Origin of the sequence: Pseudomonas sp. TTU2014-080ASC, from assembly GCF_001446935.1 — a bacterium.
In the GTDB taxonomy this organism is placed as follows: Bacteria; Pseudomonadota; Gammaproteobacteria; order Pseudomonadales; family Pseudomonadaceae; genus Aquipseudomonas.
In genome coordinates this window covers 739,997-759,894 of sequence record NZ_LKKK01000001.1, presented here as the reverse complement: position 1 = coordinate 759,894, position 19,898 = coordinate 739,997, and the positions used below count along the sequence as shown (strand labels likewise).

Sequence of the window (19,898 nt, the reverse complement as noted above, 5' to 3'; positions counted from 1 at the left end):
TGGTTATCCTCAGTGGTGATCTGCTGCGCTTTTGCCCAGTTCCGACTTGAGGATGAAGCTGCCCTCTGCGGCGACTTGTGTGCCTTCGTCCAATCCCTGGCTGATCTCGACTTTGCCGCCGTTGCCCGCACCCGTGGTTACGGTGCGCGGGACAAAGCCGTCAGCGACGCGGATGAACACCGAGGGCTTTTCTTCAAGCGTCTGAATCGACTCAGTTGGTACGGTGACGTTGCTCTGGCGTGAGTCGGTGGCGACTACGACCGAGACAAACAGGCCGGGACGCCACGCGCCTTCGGGGTTTTGCAGAGTGGCGCGGGCGATGGCGGTACGGGTTTGTTCCCCGAGTAGGCTGCCGATGTAAGAGACGGTGCCCTGGACTTCGGCATTTAGCTCCGGCGAGCTGACTTTGACCGGCTTGCCGACGCGGACTTTGCCCAGATCGCTGGGGGAGATATTGAAGGTCGCCCAGACGTTGCTGAGGTCGGAGACGGTGAAGGCGTTGCTGGCTTCAGTGACTGATTCGCCGAGGACCAGGTGCTTCTCCACTACAACGCCGTCGAACGGTGCGCGCAGCTCGTAGCTGTTGCCGCCGGTGAGGGCGACGTTGTCACCGAAGGCCGCCATTTTCTGGCGGGCGTTGGCCACGGCAATTTCGGCTTCCTGTAGCTGCTGGCGTGCTTGCAGGTAATCCTGCTCGGCGGAAATCTTTTCCTGCCACAGCTGGCGTTCGCGGTTGAACGTGGTGCGGGCCAGCTCCAGGCGGCGTTGGGAGGCAGCCAGCTCGCTGCGCTGATCGGAGATTTGCTGGCTGGCAATCACAGCCAGCAGTTGGCCCTTTTTGACGCTCTGGCCGAGTTCGACTTCGACCTTTTCCACAATGCCGGTGGTTCTCGGGACAACGTGGGCGGTGCGGTCTTCGTTGAAGCGGATTTCGCCGGGCAGGCTCAGGGTTTCGGTCATTTGCGCAGGAGCGGCGCTGGTCAGCTGAATGCCTGCGGCTTTGATCTGGCTGTCGCTGAGTTTGATCAGGCCTTCATCCCGGGAGAAGGGGAAACTGAAAGTTGTGCCGTCGCGCTGGAGTTTGAGGGTGGCGTCAAAGTAGTGCGGCTCGCCAATGCCTGAGTCGCTGACAAAACTGTTGCCGCTGGCGCTGAACGTCACTTGCCTGGCTGCTTTGTAGCCGGGTTGTCTGAGTTCAAGTGACACCTGCAGTCCGGCGGGGCTGACGGGCTTGTTGGCTTGGCTGAGGAACAGCTTCATCGGTGTGCCGTCAGGAATCACCAGCTCTGCATCCAGGCCGCCGATGTTGAAGCTCATTCCGCCATTGGGGCCGTTTTTGTGGTGTTCCTGATCAATGTGTTGAGCGGCATCTTCATGGGCGTTGGCCGGGCTTGAGCCGTGGTGTTCGGCGTCTTTATGCGCACTTGCTTCTGCGTGTTGGGCTTGCTCGGCTGGCGCATCGTCGGCCCAGACTGAATAGGCGCTGCCTGTCAGGCCAAGCCCGGTAGCAATAGCGAGCGCCAGGGATAGTCTCTTGTTCATAAATTACTCCGGCAAAAGGGATGCAGGCCCGCTTGGGCGGCCTGTCTGTAAGGGTGGAATTCGTGGGTTCAGCGGCTGGCTGCGAGCGCAGTGATGTCACCGTAGACGCGCTCCACCAGCACCCAGGAGGCGGTGGCTGAGGCCAGGGCGTTGACGTAGTTGCTGCGGGCAGTGATCAGCGTGCGCTGGGCGTCGAGAACATCGAGAAAGGCGAACTTGCCCATTTCGAAGCCTCGGGTGGCGCTATCCACCGCGCTCTTGGCAGAGGGCAGGATGGTGCTGTTGAACATCTCGATCTCATCCATGGCCACCAGCCACTGGTCCATGGCTTGCTGCACGTCAGAGCGCAGGTTCAGTTCGGTGGCATTGCGCAGGTCGCGGGCCTGATCGGCACGGTAGGAGGCGGACAGGATGTTGCCCTGGTTGCGGTTGAACAGCGGAATCGGCATCGACAGGCCAACCAGGTTGACGCGTTGGCGCAGGCCTTTGTCGTACTGGCTGCCGACGCTGACGGTGAGATCTGGAATGCGCTGGGTCTTTTCCAGTGCCAGTGAGGCCTCCTGCTCATCGACTGACAGGCGTGCAATGCGCATCACTGCGGTGTCGTCCAGGCGCGACCAGAGGCCATTCACCGCTGGCGGTTTGGGCAGGCGCGTGGGGTCTCCTTCCAGGCTGAGCGGGGTGCCTTCCTGACCGAGGGTGGCCTGCAGGCGGGCAAGGGCGTTGGCTTTGTCACGCTGGGCGCGGCGCAGCTCAACGTCCACTTCAGACAGCTGCACCTGCGCGCGGGTCAGTTCAACCGGTGACACCTTGCCCGCTTCCACACGGGCTCTGGCACCGTCGGCACCGCGCTTGGCCAGTTGCAGGGATTGTTGCGTCAGCTGCACCCGCATGTCCGCCAGCAGGCTGTCATAAAACGCCTGAATGACATTGGCGCGCAGTTCGTTCTTGCTGCGTTCCAGCTCTACGTTCGCGGCAGACTGGCCTTTCTCGGCCAGATCAATACGTGCGCCACGCTTGCCGCCAAGTTCGATGGGCTGGGCAATTTGCACGGAAGTAATGCTGGACTGGCTGCGGGTGTCTTCCATGCTCCAGGACAGCTCGGGGTTAGGAATCAGCCCGGCTTGTTGGCGACCGCCCTGGGCAATCCCGATCTGGCGATTCGCGGCAGACAGCGTAGGGCTATTGGCCTCAGCCTGGCGCAGGGCTTCATCCAGTGACAGCCCTTGGGCGGAGGCGCTCATCGCTGGTGCGAGGATCCACAGGCTCAGCAGTGAGCGGGATAAAAGTTTCCGGTATCGGTTTGCAACAGCACCTTTTTCAGCGAACAAGGGTCAATCCTCCGCAACAAATAGTCACGCCCGCTTCAATATCAGCTGCTTGGTTATCTGCAGGTTTAGATTGAGTGTTTGGCGGGAGTGGTTTCGTGGCGGATTATAAAAATCGGCACCTATCTCCAAAGTGAGTGAAAGATTACAAATATGTAATCTTTGTTACGCATTTTAATCTTTCAATTAATATTGCGCCGGCACAGGATAAGTCAGCCTGTTAATACGGTTCTGGAAGTAATGTCTAGTCACCAGTGTTAATCAAAATGCTACTGATGGCCTTGCAGTGTAAGGCTTTGGTGGCCCAGAGCCATGGTTTGTTGGTGCAGGTATTGACCCTGTAGTGGGTACAGGTTTTAGGATTGGTAAATATATCGGCTGTGCTACAGCGTGAATAAGTTTGGCAGCTGGTTAATTAAATTTAATACACGCCATATGGTTGTATGTAAGGTTCTTTCACGGAAGATAGTGTTATGCGAATTTTGATTGTTGAGGATGAAATTAAAACCGCTGAATACCTGCATCAGGGTTTAACTGAGAGCGGATATATAGTGGATAAGGTTCACTCCGGGTTGGATGGCCTGCACTTGGTCCGGCAGCAGGAATATGACTTGGTCATCCTCGACGTAAACCTGCCGGGGCTGGATGGCTGGGGCGTCTTGGAGAGCCTGCGGCGTGACAGCAATACGCGGGTGATGATGCTTACCGCGCGGGGGCGTCTGGCAGACAAAATCAAAGGTCTGGACTTGGGCGCGGATGACTATCTGGTTAAGCCGTTTGAGTTTCCCGAGCTGCTGGCCCGTGTGCGCACATTGTTACGGCGCAGCGATCAGGCGTCTGCGCCGAGTGTTTTGCGCGTGGCCGATCTGGAGCTGGACCCCGGCCGTCACCGTGCATTTCGCGGCGATCAGCGGATTGACCTGACCACCAAAGAGTTTGCCTTGTTGCACCTTCTGATGCGCCGCAGTGGGGAAGTGCTGACGCGTACTCAAATCACGTCACTGGTATGGGATATGAATTTCGACTGCGACACTAATGTTGTGGACGTTTCCATTCGCCGCTTACGGGCCAAAATTGATGATGCTTTCCAGCCGAAACTGATCCACACCCTGCGTGGTGTGGGCTATGTGCTCGAGGCGCGGGAATGAAGCCTGCCAGTCTTTCTGCCCGGCTGGGGTTATCCGTCGCCCTGATGGGTGCGGCGATTGTGGTGCTGCTGGCCGGGCTCGCCTATTTCTCCCTGTCCCGTGAGCTGAGCCTGCATGCGAAAAACACTCTGACCGGCAAGCTGGAGCAGGTTCAGCATCGCCTTGAAGAAGACCGGCTGACCCGTGCGGACATCATCAGCCAGCCCCATCACCTGATTGATATCGTCGCCGGGCACGACAATCTGCAGCTGGATATCTACGAAAGTGGCGATGTGGGGCGCTCGCTATTGAGCATGACTAACGCCTCCAAAGTGCCCAAGCCCAGCTACATTGGCGGGCAGCCGCAGTTGCTTGAATGGTTGGATGGCACCCGGCGCAACTTCATGACCCTGGGCCAGGACGTGCGCTTGCAGGATGGCAGCGAGGTGACGCTGCAACTGTCGATTGACCGCACGATGGATGAAGTACTGCTGACGGCGTTTCTGCGTTCCAGCCTGATTGCCTTGCCGTTTCTGGTGCTGTTTATCGGCCTGGGCGGCTGGTGGATTGTGCAGGGTGGGCTGGCACCGCTGCGCAACTTCAGAAAAGTGGCGGCGCGGGTGACCACGCAGGACCTTGCCCATCGCCTTGAAACGGATGGCCTGCCGCTTGAGTTGAGTGAGCTGGCATTCAGCATCAACTACATGCTGGGCCGGTTGGACAGTGGCGTGCAGGAGCTGTCGCAGTTTTCTGATGATCTGGCCCACGAGCTACGCTCACCGATCAGTAACCTGATGGGTAAGGCACAAGTGACCTTGTCCCGGGAGCGGCCGCCTGAGGAATACAAAGCGGTGTTGGAAAGCTGCACCGAAGAGCTGGAGCGCATCAGCCGGATTGTCTCGGACATGCTGTTTCTTGCCCAGGCCGGGCAACCCATCTCACTGACTTCATTCAGCCGTATCAGTCTGGGGGATGAAGCGCGTCAGGTGGCTGATCTGTTTTCGATTAGCGCAGAAGATAAGCAGGTTGATATCAAACTCAGTGGTGACGGCATCATCATCGGCGAGCGGTTAATGGTGCAGCGGGCCATTTCCAACTTGCTGTCCAATGCCATCCGTCACAGCCATGTGGAGAGTGTTATCTGGGTCAATATTCAAGAACAGGCCGGCAAGGTGGTGCTGTCCGTGAGCAATCCCGGCGTTGGGATTCCAGCACAGCATCTGCCGCACCTGTTTGAACGCTTCTACCGGGTGGACGCCAGCCGCAGTCGGGCGGAAGGCGGCACTGGGCTGGGCCTGGCCATCGTGCATTCGATCATGAATGTTCATCAGGGCGCGGTGGAAGTCAGCAGTGAACTGGCAGGTATCACCACGTTCCGCCTGCTGTTCCCGGCGCACCATCAGAAGCAATTGGAAAACCAAGTGCGCAGCCAGCAGCGGTGATGCACCGCTGCGCGGACTGTTAGCGCGGCTTGAGGGGCTGCGTGCGCGGCAGTAAGGCGGTGGCCAGTCCCAGCAGTGGCAGGAACGAGACCAGCTGATAGACCCAGACGATGCCCTTGATGTCGGCCAGCTCACCCAGCCCGGCTGCACCGACTCCGCCAATGCCGAACATCAGCCCGAACATCAGCCCGGAAACCATCCCGACCCGGCCCGGCACAGCCTCCTGCGCGTATACCACCATGGCAGAAAAGGCCGACGACATGACCAGGCCAATCATGATCGCCAGCACCGCGGTCAGCGTTGGCCCGGCGTAGGGCAGGGCGAGGGCAAACGGTGCAACACCGAGGAAGGAAATCCAGATCACTGCTTTGCGTCCGATCCGATCACCAATCGGGCCGCCGGCAAAGGTGCCCAGCGCAATCGCCGCAAGGAAGATGAACAGATAAATCTGGCTCTGCTGAACGCTCATGCTGAAGCGTTCCATCAGGTAGAAGGTGAAGTAGTTGGTGAACGCGCCAATGTAGATGAACTTGGCGAACATCAGTACCGCGATAACGGCGATGGCCTGAATCACCTGATTGCGGCTGAGCCCTTCGGTATTGCCGCCGGACAGTTTTTTAAGCCGGGCCTGGCCATGGCTGACGGTCCAGAGGGTAAGTCGCCACAGTACGAATATCCCCAGTGCAGCGGCCACGACAAACCAGGCAATCGCATATTGACCAAAGGGAATCACAATCGCTGCAGCGAGCAACGGTCCGAGCGCCGTGCCTGAGTTTCCGCCCACCTGAAAGGTCGATTGCGCTGTGCCAAAGCGTCCGCCTGAACCCATACGTGCCACCCGCGAGGCTTCAGGGTGGAAGGTTGCAGAGCCAATCCCCATGACGGCAGAACCCAGTAACAGCCAGGTGTAGCTGGGGGCCATTGCCAGAATGCACATGCCCAGCAGGGTCATCACCATGCCTGCTGGCAGCAAGTAGGGCATTGGGCGTTTGTCTGTGTACAGGCCGATCCACGGTTGCAGAAATGAGGCGATCAGCTGATAGAGCATGCCCAGTATGCCGATCTGCGAAAAACTCAGCGAAAACTCGCTTTTGAGCATCGGGTAGACCGCAGGCAAAACGGCCTGGCATAGATCGTTGATCAGGTGAGCAAAGGCAGCAGCACCCACCACCGGCAGCAGAAACTGATTGGCGGATACGCCCTGCTGGTTAGTCGGTGTTTGGGGCGATTGGGCAGATTGGCTTGTCATGCGGGTGACTTATTCTGGAGAGAATCTGGTTGGCGTGTTGTCCACAGATGAATCGGTTCCGGTATGCCCGCCGCAGGTAAGCGGAAGGCTCTGGACCGGAGATATTGCCTGTTTATCTTGTTAGGTGCCTAACATTTTTATGATCGGCAGGTGAACAACTGCCCGGCGGCAGTCAGCCAATCAGGAGATTTGAGCATGTCCAGCTACCCCGTTTCGGTCAAAGGCGTTCTGTTTTCCCCGGATCAGCAACTGGTGTTGTTGCTCAATGAGCGCAACGAGTGGGAGCTGCCCGGAGGCCGGATCGAACTGGGTGAATCCCCTGCGCAATGCCTGGCCCGTGAAATCCGCGAAGAGCTGAACCTGAAGGTGAACGTGGATGAGTTGCTGGACACCTATCTGTTCGAGGTCGTCCCGGCCAGGCACGTATTTATCGTCACCTTCCGCTGCACCCTGACAGGCCCTTTCGATCCGGAAGTCAGCCACGAACATAAAAGCATCGGCTTGTTTGCCGCGGATCAACTGCCGGACAACTTGCCGGAAGGGTATCGGGCGTCAATTCAGCGGGTGTTGGAGAGTGTGGGGTGATTTGAGGGGGTTAACGCCTCTGCCCAAACTCCGGGCAGAGGCATCACTGGGGGTTACGTCAGTTGGTTTCGTTTGCGCTGCGCTTTCACCTTGTACATTTCATGGTCGGCTTTGCGGATAGCGTCATCTGCACTCAGGGTGCCGGGCAGCATGGCTGCAATCCCGACACTGGCTCCCGGGTAATCAAGCTCGCTGTCTACACTGCTCAGCTTGAAGCGGCCGCTGCTGGCATGGGTAAGGCGCGTTTGCAGTAGATCTGCAGCGTGCTGCATCTCACTGTCAGGCATTGATGAGCTGATCGACGGGCCCAGTGCGATGACGATGAATTCATCACCACCGGCACGGCCGATCACATCGCTACTTCTCAGGGCCTGCTTCAGCTGGTTGGCCATGCCTTGCAGAAACTCATCGCCAGCCAGATGGCCATAGGTGTCGTTAATCTGCTTGAAACCATCCAGATCAATAACGCCAATCAGCACAAACCTGTTTTCCCGTTGCGCAAGATCGAACATGCGACTGATGTCACTCAGCACCGCGCGGCGGTTAGGCAGTCCGGTCAACGGGTCAGTCAGGGCTAGTTTCGTCAGCTCTTGGTTGGCTTTCTGCAACTGGTCGACGAGGATTTCACGCTCCAGTGAGTAGCTGATCAGCCCGGACAGCAGACGCAGCAGCGGTTCGACATTCGGTGCGCGGGTCACGCTTTGGGCGCTGGCTGCGCAGACTGTACCCAGCAGATCGCCGTTTTGGGACCTGATCGGAGCGGTTATGTAGGTCTTTATTCCGAGCGCGGCGGCTGCATCGGAGTCACCCCAGCACTCGGCGACATTACTGGTGTACAGGCGACCCTCTTCCAGGGCGCGTCTGCACAGCGTATCGCCCCAGGGGACTTCGAGTCCTTCGGGGATTTGCATATCGCCGGTGTTGCAGGCAAAGACGACTTTCTGCGTGCCTGCATTTAAGTCAATGGTGGTGAGGTAGGCGGACTCCAGGCCGGTGACTTCGCTGAGAATCGTCAGCAGCGGGCGTGTCAGTTCCTCAAGGCTGCGGGCTTTGGGGACGGTATCTGAGAGCAGACTAAGGATCGGATCCATTTACGTGTCACTGTGGGGAACATACATCTAGTTTTGTCCAGCTTTGCAGCGGTTGCATAACGCTATATCAATAAAATTGTTCGATCGTGCAAATTTGCTGGGCGGGTAATACGGCCCGTAAGGCTTGTGCAGTCTCTATGCTGCACACAAAGCAGAAGCCCCGCATGAGCGGGGCTTCTGTTTAAGCAGGTGAACGCTCAGACATCAGGCTCGATGACTTTCTTGCGCCAGGCATTGCCGCCCGGCAAGACCAGGTTCAGCAGCAGTGCGATGACTGCGCACAGCGAGATGCCGGAGAGGGCGAAGTCGTTACCGCCGAAGACCATGCCACCAATGCCGAACACCAGCGTGACGGATACGATGATCAGGTTGCGTGCTTCGGACAGATCGACCTGATGGCGGATCAGGGTATTCAAGCCGACCACAGCAATCGAGCCGAACAGCAGGCAGAGGATGCCGCCCATGACCGGCACCGGAATACTTTGCAGTGCGGTGCCGAACTTGCCGACAAAGGCCAGGGCAATGGCAATGATCGCCGCCCAGGTCATGATTTTCGGGTTGTAGTTCTTGGTCAGCATCACCGCGCCGGTCACTTCTGCATAGGTCGTGTTGGGCGGGCCGCCGAACATACCGGCCGCGGAGGTAGCCAGACCGTCGCCCAGCAGGGTGCGGTGCAAGCCAGGCTTCTTGATGAAGTTTTTGCCAGTCACGCTGCCGATGGCGACTACGCCGCCGATGTGTTCAATGGCCGGAGCCAGTGCAACCGGAACGATGTAGAGAATCGCACCCCAATGCAGTTCAGGCGCAACAAACGCAGGCATGGCCAGCCACGGTGCAGTGTGCACAGCACTGGTATCAATGACGCCGCAGAACGCTGCAACGGTGCAGCCCGCGATGATCCCGGCAAGAATCGGCACCAGACGCAGCAGTCCACGGCCCAGCGCGGCAACCAGCACAGTTACCACCAGTGCAGTCATGGAGATCAGCATGGCGGTCTCGTACGGCACCAACTGCGCGCTGCCGTCACCGGCCTTGCCCATGGCCATGTTTACCGCCACCGGGGACAGTGCCAGACCGATTGAGATGATCACCGGGGCGATCACAACCGGCGGCAGCAGTTTGTCGATAAAGTCAGCGCCGCGGACTTTGACGATGGCGCTGAGAACGATATACACCAGACCTGAAGCAATGATGCCGCCCAATACCGCCGGCAGGCCGAACTCGCCTTTAGCGGCCAGAATAGGCGCGATAAAGGCAAAGCTTGAAGCAAGGAAAACAGGGACCTGGCGGCCAGTTACCAGTTGGAACAACAGCGTGCCGATGCCGGCTGTAAACAGCGCGACGTTCGGGTCCATGCCGGTAATCAGCGGCATCAGCACCAGTGCGCCAAACGCCACAAAGAGCATTTGCGCGCCGGAGATCACCTGACGCCAGAGCGGGTCATTGAATTCATCCTGCATGAATCAGGCATCCTTCTGTTTGGTGCCGAAGATTTTGTCACCCGCATCGCCCAAGCCGGGAATGATGTAGCCCTGGTCGTTGAGGTGGCTGTCGATCGAAGCCGTATAGATAGTCACATCCGGGTGGGCGTCCTGAACCACCTTGATGCCTTCCGGTGCCGCCACCAGAACCATGGCGCGGATTTCCTTGCAGCCGGCCTTTTTCAGCAGGTCGATGGTGGCAACCATGGAGCCGCCGGTTGCCAGCATTGGGTCTACGATCATCGCCAGACGCTCGTCGATCTCCGGAACCAGCTTTTCCAGATAGGTGTGGGCTTGCAGGGTTTCTTCGTTGCGGGCGACACCTACGGCGCTGACTTTGGCGCCGGGGATGAGGCTGAGAACGCCGTCGAGCATGCCGATACCAGCGCGCAGGATTGGTACGATGGTAATTTTCTTCCCGGAGATTTTTTCAACCTGAACCGGACCGCACCAGCCATCCAGTTCATAATTTTCCAGCGGCAGATCCTTTGTCGCTTCGTAGGTCAGCAGGGCCGCGATTTCCTGGGCCAGTTCGCGGAAGTTTTTGGTGCTGATTCCGGCACGGCGCATCAGGCCGATTTTGTGGCGAATAAGCGGGTGGCGGATCTCGAGGACGGACATAGGGCGGGATTCTCCGGAAGCAGGTAAACCGCTAAAGATTAAAGCATTGGCAGCTATATGTGTCCGAAAATGTCTTGGTCAGGTCGATTATCGCCTAATGTATAGTTTTTTAGCGAAAATCGCCGTCGTTATTCGGTTTTGTCTTGCCGGCTATTTGGCTGGGTAGTATCTTTTCCGGTTTTTATCTTGACGCCTTGGTCAGCTTTTAACTGGCGGGGCCCGCTGCAGAGAGGAAACAGAATGTCCGCTGAACTCGAGCACATCCGCCAGGTGATGGCTGAAGCCGATTGTTTGTACACCGAAGCCCAGGTCGAGGCTGCGATTGATCAGGTTGCCGCCTCTATTACTGAGAAGCTGGCTGACAGCAATCCAGTTGTGTTCTGTGTCATGAACGGCGGTCTGATCTTTTCCGGCAAACTGGTGACCAAGCTCAACTTCCCGCTGGAACTGTCCTACCTGCACGCTACCCGCTATCGCAATGAAACCACCGGCGGCGAGCTGTTCTGGAAAGCCAAACCTGAAATCTCCTTCATCGACCGCGATGTGCTGATCATCGACGATATTCTGGATGAAGGTCACACCCTGCGCGCCATCATCGACTTCTGCCGCCACGCCGGTGCCCGCGCTGTACACACCGCTGTGCTGATCGACAAAGATCACGATCGCAAGGCTGTACCGGGCATGAAAGCCGACTTCGTTGGAATGTCCTGCATTGACCGTTACATCTTTGGTTATGGCATGGATTACAAAGGCTACTGGCGCAACGCTGCCGGTATCTACGCGGTCAAAGGCCTGTAAGGCTTCAGCACATCAACGGCCCTGCAAGGGATTGCGCTACGTGCAGGATGCACGCCGTTGAGCCCCGCCCCCTACCAGCGTTAAACTGCGCCCCTCGTGAGGCTTGGTAGCTGGAGTGAACCGTGCGTAAAGATAAGAAACAGGTAATTGGCGAAGAAATCAGCGACGAGCAGATCAAGCGCTATCTCAATGAAGAGCCAGCGGACGCCACGCCACCTTCGCTGCACAAATTGATCAAGGCTTACCGTGGTCTGCGCGTTGACGACTTCGAGCGCTTTATCGGCTTTTTCGTTGAGGCAGGCTTTGACCTCAACGCCAAGGATGCTCAAGGCAATGACTTTGTCGCGTTGATCCAAGATCAGCGTTTTGCCGAGTCCTACATCGAGATCATCAAGGCCGCTCGCGCCTGATACGTCTCTCCCTGCCGGGCCGTGAATATTCACGGCTCTCTGGCAGTTCTGCTTTCCCTTTCTTTGTAATGCGCAGTTTGCTGCTGGATGTAACACGCAGCTTGCCGCTTGTGGCAGATAATCACTGCGATCAATAGTGCTTTCAGTGGGCGAGACGACCGGTCATATTCTTGCCCCATGAATATCCGAACCCGACTCGACAAGCGTGAACTGATCCTCGTCAAAGGTGCCGAAGTGATGACTCGTCGTGGTTATCACGGCGCAGGTGTGCAGGAGATTGTGCAGGCCGCCGGGGTGCCCAAAGGGTCGTTCTACCATTACTTCGAGAGTAAGGAAGATTTCGCCCTACAAGCCCTGCAGAGCATTTATCAGCCGCGTTTGCAGCGCTACGCCGATGCACTCAGTAACACGGCCTTGAGTCCCAGTGCGCGGATTCTGGGTTATTACCGTGAGCTGGTTGAGCACTTCACCCGGCAAGAGCGTCTGGAATATCACTGCTTTATCGGCAGCCTGAGCTTTGAAATGGCTGAGCTTTCTCCGCCACTGGGTGCGGCTGTGGACGGGATTCTGCAACAGTCGGCGGATATTCTTCAGGCCTGTCTTGAGCAGGCGCAAGCGGCGGGGCAACTGGCCGCCGATGAGGACTGCCGTAATCTGGCCGCATTTATCTGCAATGCCTGGCAGGGCACGCTGACCCGGCTGAAAGTGTCCGGCAACTTGCAGGCATTAACCGATTTCATCGAACGGCTGCAGCGCTTGCTGCAGGCCTGAAAACTCCCTCAATCAGTCGCGGCATGGCCGCCAAGGATAGATCATGACTGCATCTGCACTGTTTCAGCCTTTCACCCTGGGCAACCTGACACTGCCGACTCGCGTGGTGATGGCGCCGATGACCCGTTCGTTTTCGCCAGGTGGCGTACCTAACAGCAAGGTCATTGAGTACTACCGCCGCCGCGCAGCGGGCGGTGTTGGCCTGATCATCACTGAAGGCACCACCGTGGGCCATAAAGCCAGCAACGGCTACCCGCATGTGCCGCGTTTTTATGGTGAAGACGCGCTGGCAGGTTGGCAGAAAGTGGTTGAAGCAGTTCACGCCGAAGGCGGCAAGATCGTCCCGCAACTGTGGCACGTCGGCAGTGTGCGCCGCATCGGTACTGAACCAGATGCCAGCGTGCCGGGTTATGGCCCGAGCGAGAAGGTTAAGGATGGCAATGTCATTGTTCACGGCATGACTAAAGAGGACATTCAGGAGGTCATCGCCGCGTTTGCCCAAGCCGCCAAAGACGCCAAACGCATCGGCATGGATGGCGTTGAGCTGCATGGCGCTCATGGTTACCTGATCGACCAGTTTTTCTGGGAAGGCAGCAACAAGCGCACTGACGAATACGGCGGTGATCTGGCGGGGCGCTCACGCTTTGCCATCGAGTTGATCAAGGCAGTGCGTGAAGCGGTTGGCCCGGACTTCCCGATTATTCTGCGCTGGTCGCAGTGGAAGCAGCAGGATTACACCGCGCGTCTGGTGCAAACTCCGGAAGCGCTGGAAGCATTCCTCAAGCCGCTGTCGGATGCTGGTGTGGACGTCTTCCACTGCTCAACCCGCCGCTTCTGGGAGCCGGAGTTTGAAGGCTCCGACCTGAACCTGGCTGGCTGGACCCGTAAGCTCACTGGTAAGCCGGTGATTACTGTCGGCAGCGTCGGGTTGGATGAGGAGTTTATGCAGTTTATGGTCAACACCGACAAGGTGGCCCAGCCTGCGAGTCTGGAAAAACTGCTGGAGCGCCTGAATAAGCAGGAGTTTGATCTGGTTGCTGTCGGCCGCGCGCTGCTGGTCGATCCAGACTGGGCGGTGAAAGTGCGTGATGGCCGCGAGGAAGACATTCTGCCGTTTAGCCGTGATGCGCTGACCAAGTTGGTCTGATTGCGTTCGGTGTGTGGTTGTTGTGACAAAGCCCATCGTAATGATGGGCTTTGTTTATCTGGGCACCTGCTGAAACGCTGTTCGCTCAGTGAATAGCTTTCAGGTTGAACCGGCGAGAGTCATAGTGATCAGTATCACTCATGTCTGCATCATCCGTGCTCAAGCCAGATGATAATCAGGCTGATGCATCATTAATCGAAGGTTGAAGATTAAGCATGAAAGTATTGCGTGCTCTGGGCTTTATGGGGGCGACAGTGGCTACTCTGACGGTCCAGCAGGTTCTGGCTGAGCAGTGGCCGGAGCCCATTCAGGCCATTGAGAAACGCGGGCCGAAGGTCGTCGGTCGCTTCGACGCGCCCAATGGCTTGCAAGGCTTTGCCGCACGTTACAACGGGCAGGGCATTGCGATGTACCTGACGCCTGACGGCAAGAATGTACTTGTCGGCAGTCTTTACGATGCGCAGGGCAATGATCTGAGCAAAGAACCGGTCGATAAACTGGTGTATCAGCCTATGGGCAAGGAGTTCTGGCAGCGCCTGGAGCTCAGCACATGGGTTTTGGATGGTGCGGCGGATGCGCCCCGCATTGTCTATGTCATTGCTGATGCAAACTGCCCGTATTGCAGTCAGTTCTGGAAGCAGGCACGGCCATGGGTGAAGGCCGGTAATGTGCAATTGCGTCACGTATTGGTAGGGATTTTGCGTGAAGACAGCGCCGGAAAAGCCGCCGCGATACTCAGTTCTAAATCCCCGCAAACTGCGCTGAACAACCATGAAGCCGCTGGCAAGGACAGCAATATAAGACCGCTGGTGCGTATACCGGATGCTATCAACGGTAAGTTGGCGGCGAATCTTGTTCTGATGCGGGATCTTGGCGCAGCGGCTACACCTGCGATTTTCTATATGGACGGTGACCGTTTGCAGCAGCACCAAGGCGCCCCACGAGCTGAAACATTGCAGCAGATTTTGGGGCCGTTGCCAGATGCCTGAGTCGGAGGCTGTGGCTGCACCGTAAAACAAAACGCCCGGTACAGTGACCGGGCGTTTTGTTTCAGATCAGAGAGTCGAGGCTCACAGAGCCGCTACGTCGTCCGCCTGCAGGCCTTTTTGGCCTTGAGTTACTGCAAATTCAACTTTCTGCCCTTCGAGCAGAGTGCGATGGCCTTCACCGCGAATCGCACGGAAGTGGACGAAAACATCCGCACCGCTTTCGCGTTGGATAAAACCATAACCTTTGGAATCATTGAACCACTTAACGGTGCCTGTCTCGCGATCAGCCATTGCCTGAATCTCCAGCCTACAAATTTTTATTTTTCGACGATAGCGTGCCGGCAGAGCAGCCATCACCAGAGAACGATTATAAAACAGCGTATTGCTCAGCAAAGCAATAGCTGTACGTCCGTACTTTTAACTATGTATGAGATTTTTCGTGAAATTTCGCGGGCTAGTACCAGTTTTCAGGGATACGAGGTCGTTCCCAGAATATAAGCACTATTTCGCGACAGAACTGCCGTGGCAGAGAAGGGGCTCTGCCACGGCATTGAGGGAGGATTAACGCTGTTTACGGCGACGCCACAGCCACAGGGCCAGAACGCCCAGTGTGAGCATCAGTGGGACCAGACCGATGTTGATGAACTTGAGGGTGCGCCCCAGTGCATCAATATCTGCATTGAGCTGGTAGCGCACGTCGCGCAGCTCCTTGCGGATGGTCAGCTTCTGCTGCACAAACTGCTGCACGGCCGTTTGCTGCTCAGGCGTCAGCTCCAGCGGCTTGCTTGGGTCTTCGTTCTGTTGCAGTTCGGCCAGCTTCTTCTCGGTATCCGCCAGTTGAGCCTGCAAGGCCTGCTCTTTCTCGCGGAAGCGGGCCTCAGCCTCGCGCTGAATGTTCTCAACGACGTCGAACGGGCGGGTGAAGCGCCCGCGTGAGCGCACGCTGATCAGGGCTTCGGAACCTGCCAGGTTGTCCAGTGCGTTAATCGCAAAGCTGGCGTTGTCGGCCCATGGTTGAGGAATGCGTTGACCGAAGAAGTCCTGCACGCGCACCCACATGCGGTCGGCCAGCATATCGGTGTCGGCCACCACGATGACGTTGATATTGTCGGCTTGCTTCAGGCCATCTTTCTGACCTTCGATACCGTCCGGGAAAGCTGTCTGCGCCGGACCGCTGATACGGGCCGCCAGGGTGTAGCGTTCGCCGGTCGGTTGCAGTTCGCGGATCAGCTCTTCCGGGTTGGCCAGCATGCCGAAGCGTTTGGCATCAAACGGCATGGCGTACTGCGAGCTGCGGATCAGCGGTGTGAAGGTGGTTTTCGCTCCTTCAATCTGCTCCAGAATACCCGGTGTGGCCATGGTGATGCTTTCCAGGCCGCTGGTGCTGATGTCGTTCTGGTCCAACGCGTTTTGCGGCAGGTTGATCCAGCTGGCGTGACGCACCGGGCGCTGGCCCTGACCCATGTTGATGGCCATGGCGTAGGCACCGTCGCCCAGAACCTGATCGGGCACCATCCGCACGCCCCAGGCTTTGAACAGCTCAGGCAGATCGGAATTCTTATCCAAACCACCGCCACTGAGCATGTCGCCCTGGGTATCGGCTTCGCTGTACGGATCGACGAAGGCCAGCAGCTTGCCGCCGCGCAGAACGAACTGGTCGATCGCATAGCGGGTCTGCTCGGACAGGTCCTTCGGATGAATCAGCAGCAGTACCGAGACGTTATCCGGGATCTTGTCCACATCGCGCTTGAGGCTTTCGATCTGGAACATCTGGCGGATTTCTTCGATCAGCATCCAGGCCGGGGTCGGCTGGCGCGCCATCATGTCGAAGCCACCGTTGACCTGCAGCCCAGACAGCACGCCGACAACCGGCAGCTCAGGCTTGGCCAGACTGTGCACCAGACGGCTGAGTTCGTATTCGAGGAACTCCTCCTGATCCAGTGCAAAGAACGGAATCACCTGCACATGGCCTTCGGCGTTCTTACCGGCCAGACCGAAGTAGATCGAATCACCGCCTTGCTGCAGAGGAATACCCTGCAGGCCGTATTCAGCGGCGCGGTCTTCATCTTCAGAGAACGGCTGCGGGTCGATGATGTTCAGCTTCAGCTTGCCACCGGCTGCAAGCTGGTAAGCCTTGAGCATTTCCTCGACGCGCTTGGCGTAGGTGCGCAGCACCGGTACGTCTTTGGTTGCGGCATTGGAGTAGAAGAAGTTCAGCTCCACCGGCTTGTCCAGCTCCGAGAGAATCTGCTCGGTACCTTTGGACAGGGTGTACAGCTTCTGCTCGGTCAGGTCCAGGCGCAGGCCGCTCAGGCCATAGCTGGAGAGCAGGTTGAAGGCAAGAAACGCCAGGGCAATGACGACGAGCCCGGCGCTGGAAACCATCAGCTTTTTCATGGGCGTCCTCAGTCAGCTTTCTTCAGGTCGATGACCACCGCAGTTGCCGCCAGCCAGGCCGCAATCAGGGTGACGAAATAGAGCAAGTCGCGCAGATCAATCACGCCCTTGCTGATCGCATCGAAACGGGTCAGGAAGCTCAGCGAGGCCACCGAGTCGATCATCCATTGCGGTGCCCAGGCGCTGAAACCGTCCAGCACCATCGGGAAGCCGCTGACGATAAACAGGAAGTACACGCTCACCGCCAGAATGAAGGCGATCACCTGATTCTTCGACAGTGCCGACATGCATGAGCCGATGGCCAAGTAAGCCCCGGCCAGCAGCCAGCTGCCTATATAACCGGTGAGGATGGCACCGTTGTCCGGTTGGCCCAGGTAATTCACCGTCAGCACCATCGGGAAGGTCAGCAGCAGCGCCAGACCGGCAAACACCCACGCTGCGAGAAACTTACCTGTGACCGCATCAAAGCGGGTGATAGGCAGGGTCATCAGCAGCTCGATGGTGCCGCTCTTGCGCTCTTCAGACCACAGGCGCATGGCAATGGCCGGCACCAAGAACAGGTACAGCCACGGATGGAAGTTGAAGAACGCCGACAGCTCGGCTTGGCCGCCTTCGAAGAAGCCGCCGAGATAGAAAGTGAAAACCCCGGAAAGCACCAGAAAAATCAGAATGAACACATAAGCCAGCGGCGTCGCAAAGTAGCTCGCCAGCTCACGCTTGAAGACCACGGATAACTGACTCATACCACCTCCCCACGGGTCAGGCTGCGGAACACTTCGTCCAGCCGCCCGCGTTCCACATTCAACTCACTCACTTTCCAGCCGCGCTGAGCAATCAGCTCATTGACCTGCGGGAAGATCACTTCCCCCGGTTTGGCCAGCACGCTCAGGCTGTTCTCAAGTGTGTTTTCTTCCACACCGGCAACACCTGGCAGGGCGGCCAGCGCGTCTTTATCCAGTGGTTCTGCGGCCACCAGCGTCACTGCCTGGTGATAGCGAGAGCGGCTTTCCAGCTCCAACGGCGTGCCGTCTGCCAGCAGCTTGCCGTGGGCGATGACCACTGCACGGGTGCAGACAGCGGACACCTCTTCGAGGATGTGGGTGGAAATGATCACGATCTTGTCCTGTGCCAGGCTCTGGATCAGCTTGCGCACCTGATGCTTCTGGTTCGGATCAAGGCCATCGGTGGGTTCGTCGAGGATCAGCACACGCGGATCATGCAGGATCGCCTGAGCCAGGCCGACGCGGCGTTTGAAGCCTTTGGAGAGGGTTTCGATGCTCTGATCCAGCACCTTATCCAGTTCCACCTGAGCCACCGCTTTAGCGACGCGCTCACGCTTTTCAGCGCCCTTGAAACCGCGCACTTCGGCGATGAACTCAAGGAAGCTACGCACTGTCATGTCGCCATAGCAGGGCGCGCCTTCGGGCAGATAACCGATCTGCTGCTGGGCCTTGAGGGTGTTCTTACGGATATCAAAACCGAAAATGCTGGCCGTACCGGCTGTGGGCGCAAGGAATCCCGTGAGCATCTTCATGGTTGTGGATTTACCGGCACCGTTCGGGCCGAGGAAACCCAACACCTCACCGGGTTGGACGCTGAAAGACAGGTCATCAACCGCAGTGTGCTGCGCAAAACGCTTGGTTAGATTTTTTATTTCGATCATGGACTCTCACCATTGCGGTAGTCGGTCCTGCTTGTAGCCGCTGCTGGCGAAGCAGGACTTCAGAATGCCGGCGGACTATAAGGAGTCGACGGCCGGCAACGCAAGATACTGACGGCGGAGTCATTGCCCAGTTCACTACAACCTTGGTCGGTACTGGGGCTTTTCGCTAAAAGGCAGTTGTTACAAGGGTTTGCTTGCACTGTTGTACAGACCGCTCCACTCAGCGGGCGGTCTGGCATATGGATTTAACGCGCAATAAAGCTCAGCACCGGAGCAAGGCTTTGCAGCGGGTCTTCCTCCTGCGGCACATGGCCGAGCTGATCGAAAATCACCAGGCGGCTGCCTTTTATATCGCGCTTAAAGTGCTCAGCGTTGATCTGGGGAATCAACTCATCGCGGCCACCCCAAAGAATCAGGGTCGGCACCTGAATGCGGGCGATGGCTTTGTAATCCTCATCGGAGCTGGCTTGAATGAATCGCTGGCGCAGGGCTTCGCGGTTGCCGCTACGCAAAGTCAACTCGTAATAGCGGTCGATCAGATCTTCACTGACTTTGGCTGGATCACCGTACACATTGCGGATGCTGGACTCGATCATTGAGCGCGGCAGCAGCTTGGTCATCAGCGGTGCCAGTGCCGGAATCTGCGCAACGCGAAAGCCAATCGGAACGGAGGTGGCCGCACGCGGATAACCCGCTGCATCCACCAGCACAAGCTGATTGACCCGTTGCGGCTGGGCCAGGCTGAACTGCCAGGCCAGTTGCCCGCCAAAACTGTTGCCGATCAGTACGGCTTTATTCACCTGCAGATGATCCAGCAGATTGCCGAGAAACTGTGTGTAGTGGCTGATGCGATAGTCGCCGTCAGGGAAGGGGCCGGTCAGGCCGAAGCCAGGCAGGTCGAGGCTGATCACCCGGCGCTTATCCTGCAGCACCGCCGCCCAACCTTCCCAGGTATGCAGGCTGGCAGAGGTGCCATGCAGCAGCACGACAGGCGCTGGATCGTCCCGCGGGCCTTGATCACGGACATGCACGAGCATGCCGTCTATGGCCACAAACTGTGAGGGCGGCTGCGCCCAGCGCTGCTTCAGCTCGGCAACCTCCCGATCCGGTGCCCAGCTGGAGATCGCCGCGATGGCAAACGTCAGTGCCATCAGTGCGAGAGCAATCAGTACGATCCTGGCGAAACGCTTCATGGCCGGTCCTTTCTCTGAGCGCATCGGAAATTCGTCCCGGCCAATACTAGCTTAGGATTTATCT

General features: G+C 57.8%; 19 protein-coding genes. 8 read left to right on the top strand and 11 right to left on the bottom strand.

The annotated features are described in order from the left end of the window. Window positions 1-9 precede the first annotated feature (9 nt). Window positions 10-1,542 (bottom strand): efflux RND transporter periplasmic adaptor subunit, encoded by a 1,533-nt coding sequence (locus AO726_RS03560; protein WP_446737404.1) that lies wholly within the window; start codon window positions 1,540-1,542, stop codon window positions 10-12. Window positions 1,543-1,610: 68 nt separating this feature from the next. After that, the gene (locus AO726_RS03555) at window positions 1,611-2,873 is read right to left on the bottom strand and encodes a TolC family protein (protein ID WP_058066665.1); all 1,263 of its coding nucleotides are present in this window, start codon (window positions 2,871-2,873) and stop codon (window positions 1,611-1,613) included. Window positions 2,874-3,343: 470 nt separating this feature from the next. On the opposite strand from AO726_RS03555, the gene AO726_RS03550 reads away from it, so the two are divergent. Continuing rightward, entirely contained in the window at window positions 3,344-4,018 is a 675-nt protein-coding gene (locus AO726_RS03550) for a heavy metal response regulator transcription factor (protein ID WP_058066664.1), read from the top strand. Beyond that, a complete protein-coding gene (locus AO726_RS03545; RefSeq protein WP_058066663.1) occupies window positions 4,015-5,439 on the top strand; it encodes a heavy metal sensor histidine kinase in 1,425 nt (474 codons plus the stop codon). The genes AO726_RS03550 and AO726_RS03545 overlap by 4 nt, the downstream gene beginning before the upstream one ends. A gap of 19 nt (window positions 5,440-5,458) precedes the next feature. On the opposite strand, the gene AO726_RS03540 is transcribed toward AO726_RS03545, so the two are convergent. After that, on the bottom strand, window positions 5,459-6,688 hold the full coding sequence (locus AO726_RS03540) for an MFS transporter (protein ID WP_058066662.1): 1,230 nt from the start codon (window positions 6,686-6,688) through the stop codon (window positions 5,459-5,461). Between the two features lie 195 nt (window positions 6,689-6,883). Here AO726_RS03540 and AO726_RS03535 point away from each other — a divergent pair, with 195 nt between their 5' ends. Further along, a complete protein-coding gene (locus AO726_RS03535; protein WP_058066661.1) occupies window positions 6,884-7,273 on the top strand; it encodes an NUDIX hydrolase in 390 nt (129 codons plus the stop codon). Between the two features lie 53 nt (window positions 7,274-7,326). Here AO726_RS03535 and AO726_RS03530 read toward each other — a convergent pair whose 3' ends face one another. The 3 genes from AO726_RS03530 to upp all read right to left on the bottom strand — a co-directional run bounded on the left by AO726_RS03530 (window position 7,327) and on the right by upp (window position 10,466). Next, entirely contained in the window at window positions 7,327-8,364 is a 1,038-nt protein-coding gene (locus tag AO726_RS03530) for a sensor domain-containing diguanylate cyclase (protein ID WP_058066660.1), read from the bottom strand. 197 nt (window positions 8,365-8,561) lie between these two features. After that, complete coding sequence (locus AO726_RS03525; RefSeq protein ID WP_058066659.1) at window positions 8,562-9,824, bottom strand: uracil-xanthine permease family protein; 1,263 nt, start codon at window positions 9,822-9,824, stop codon at window positions 8,562-8,564. 3 nt (window positions 9,825-9,827) lie between these two features. After that, the gene (gene upp / locus AO726_RS03520) at window positions 9,828-10,466 is read right to left on the bottom strand and encodes a uracil phosphoribosyltransferase (protein ID WP_058066658.1); all 639 of its coding nucleotides are present in this window, start codon (window positions 10,464-10,466) and stop codon (window positions 9,828-9,830) included. Window positions 10,467-10,706: 240 nt separating this feature from the next. Between upp and AO726_RS03515 the strand changes: the two genes are divergently transcribed. The 5 genes from AO726_RS03515 (at window position 10,707) to dsbG (ending at window position 14,581) form a co-directional block, all read left to right on the top strand. Further along, window positions 10,707-11,264 (top strand): hypoxanthine-guanine phosphoribosyltransferase, encoded by a 558-nt coding sequence (locus AO726_RS03515; RefSeq protein WP_058066657.1) that lies wholly within the window; start codon window positions 10,707-10,709, stop codon window positions 11,262-11,264. Between the two features lie 122 nt (window positions 11,265-11,386). Continuing rightward, a complete protein-coding gene (locus AO726_RS03510; protein ID WP_058066656.1) occupies window positions 11,387-11,674 on the top strand; it encodes a PA4642 family protein in 288 nt (95 codons plus the stop codon). Window positions 11,675-11,851: 177 nt separating this feature from the next. Beyond that, window positions 11,852-12,445, top strand: coding sequence for a TetR/AcrR family transcriptional regulator (locus tag AO726_RS03505; RefSeq protein ID WP_058066655.1), 594 nt, complete (start codon window positions 11,852-11,854; stop codon window positions 12,443-12,445). Window positions 12,446-12,488: 43 nt separating this feature from the next. Then, the gene (locus AO726_RS03500; RefSeq protein ID WP_058066654.1) at window positions 12,489-13,592 is read left to right on the top strand and encodes an NADH:flavin oxidoreductase; all 1,104 of its coding nucleotides are present in this window, start codon (window positions 12,489-12,491) and stop codon (window positions 13,590-13,592) included. Window positions 13,593-13,807: 215 nt separating this feature from the next. Next, window positions 13,808-14,581 carry a thiol:disulfide interchange protein DsbG gene (dsbG, locus tag AO726_RS03495; protein ID WP_058066653.1) on the top strand — a complete coding sequence of 258 codons (774 nt, stop codon included), beginning with the start codon at window positions 13,808-13,810 and terminating at the stop codon, window positions 14,579-14,581. Window positions 14,582-14,662: 81 nt separating this feature from the next. On the opposite strand, the gene AO726_RS03490 is transcribed toward dsbG, so the two are convergent. The 5 genes from AO726_RS03490 to AO726_RS03470 form a co-directional block, all read right to left on the bottom strand. Beyond that, window positions 14,663-14,872 (bottom strand): cold-shock protein, encoded by a 210-nt coding sequence (locus tag AO726_RS03490; RefSeq protein ID WP_058066652.1) that lies wholly within the window; start codon window positions 14,870-14,872, stop codon window positions 14,663-14,665. Window positions 14,873-15,142: 270 nt separating this feature from the next. After that, on the bottom strand, window positions 15,143-16,978 hold the full coding sequence (locus AO726_RS03485) for a GldG family protein (protein ID WP_058066651.1): 1,836 nt from the start codon (window positions 16,976-16,978) through the stop codon (window positions 15,143-15,145). A gap of 8 nt (window positions 16,979-16,986) precedes the next feature. After that, complete coding sequence (locus AO726_RS03480) at window positions 16,987-17,721, bottom strand: ABC transporter permease subunit (RefSeq protein ID WP_058066650.1); 735 nt, start codon at window positions 17,719-17,721, stop codon at window positions 16,987-16,989. Beyond that, window positions 17,718-18,641, bottom strand: coding sequence for an ABC transporter ATP-binding protein (locus AO726_RS03475; protein ID WP_058066649.1), 924 nt, complete (start codon window positions 18,639-18,641; stop codon window positions 17,718-17,720). The genes AO726_RS03480 and AO726_RS03475 overlap by 4 nt, the downstream gene beginning before the upstream one ends. Before the next feature lie 245 nt (window positions 18,642-18,886). Continuing rightward, window positions 18,887-19,834, bottom strand: a complete 948-nt coding sequence (locus AO726_RS03470) for an alpha/beta fold hydrolase (RefSeq protein WP_058066648.1) — start codon at window positions 19,832-19,834, stop codon at window positions 18,887-18,889. Window positions 19,835-19,898: the final 64 nt, after the last annotated feature.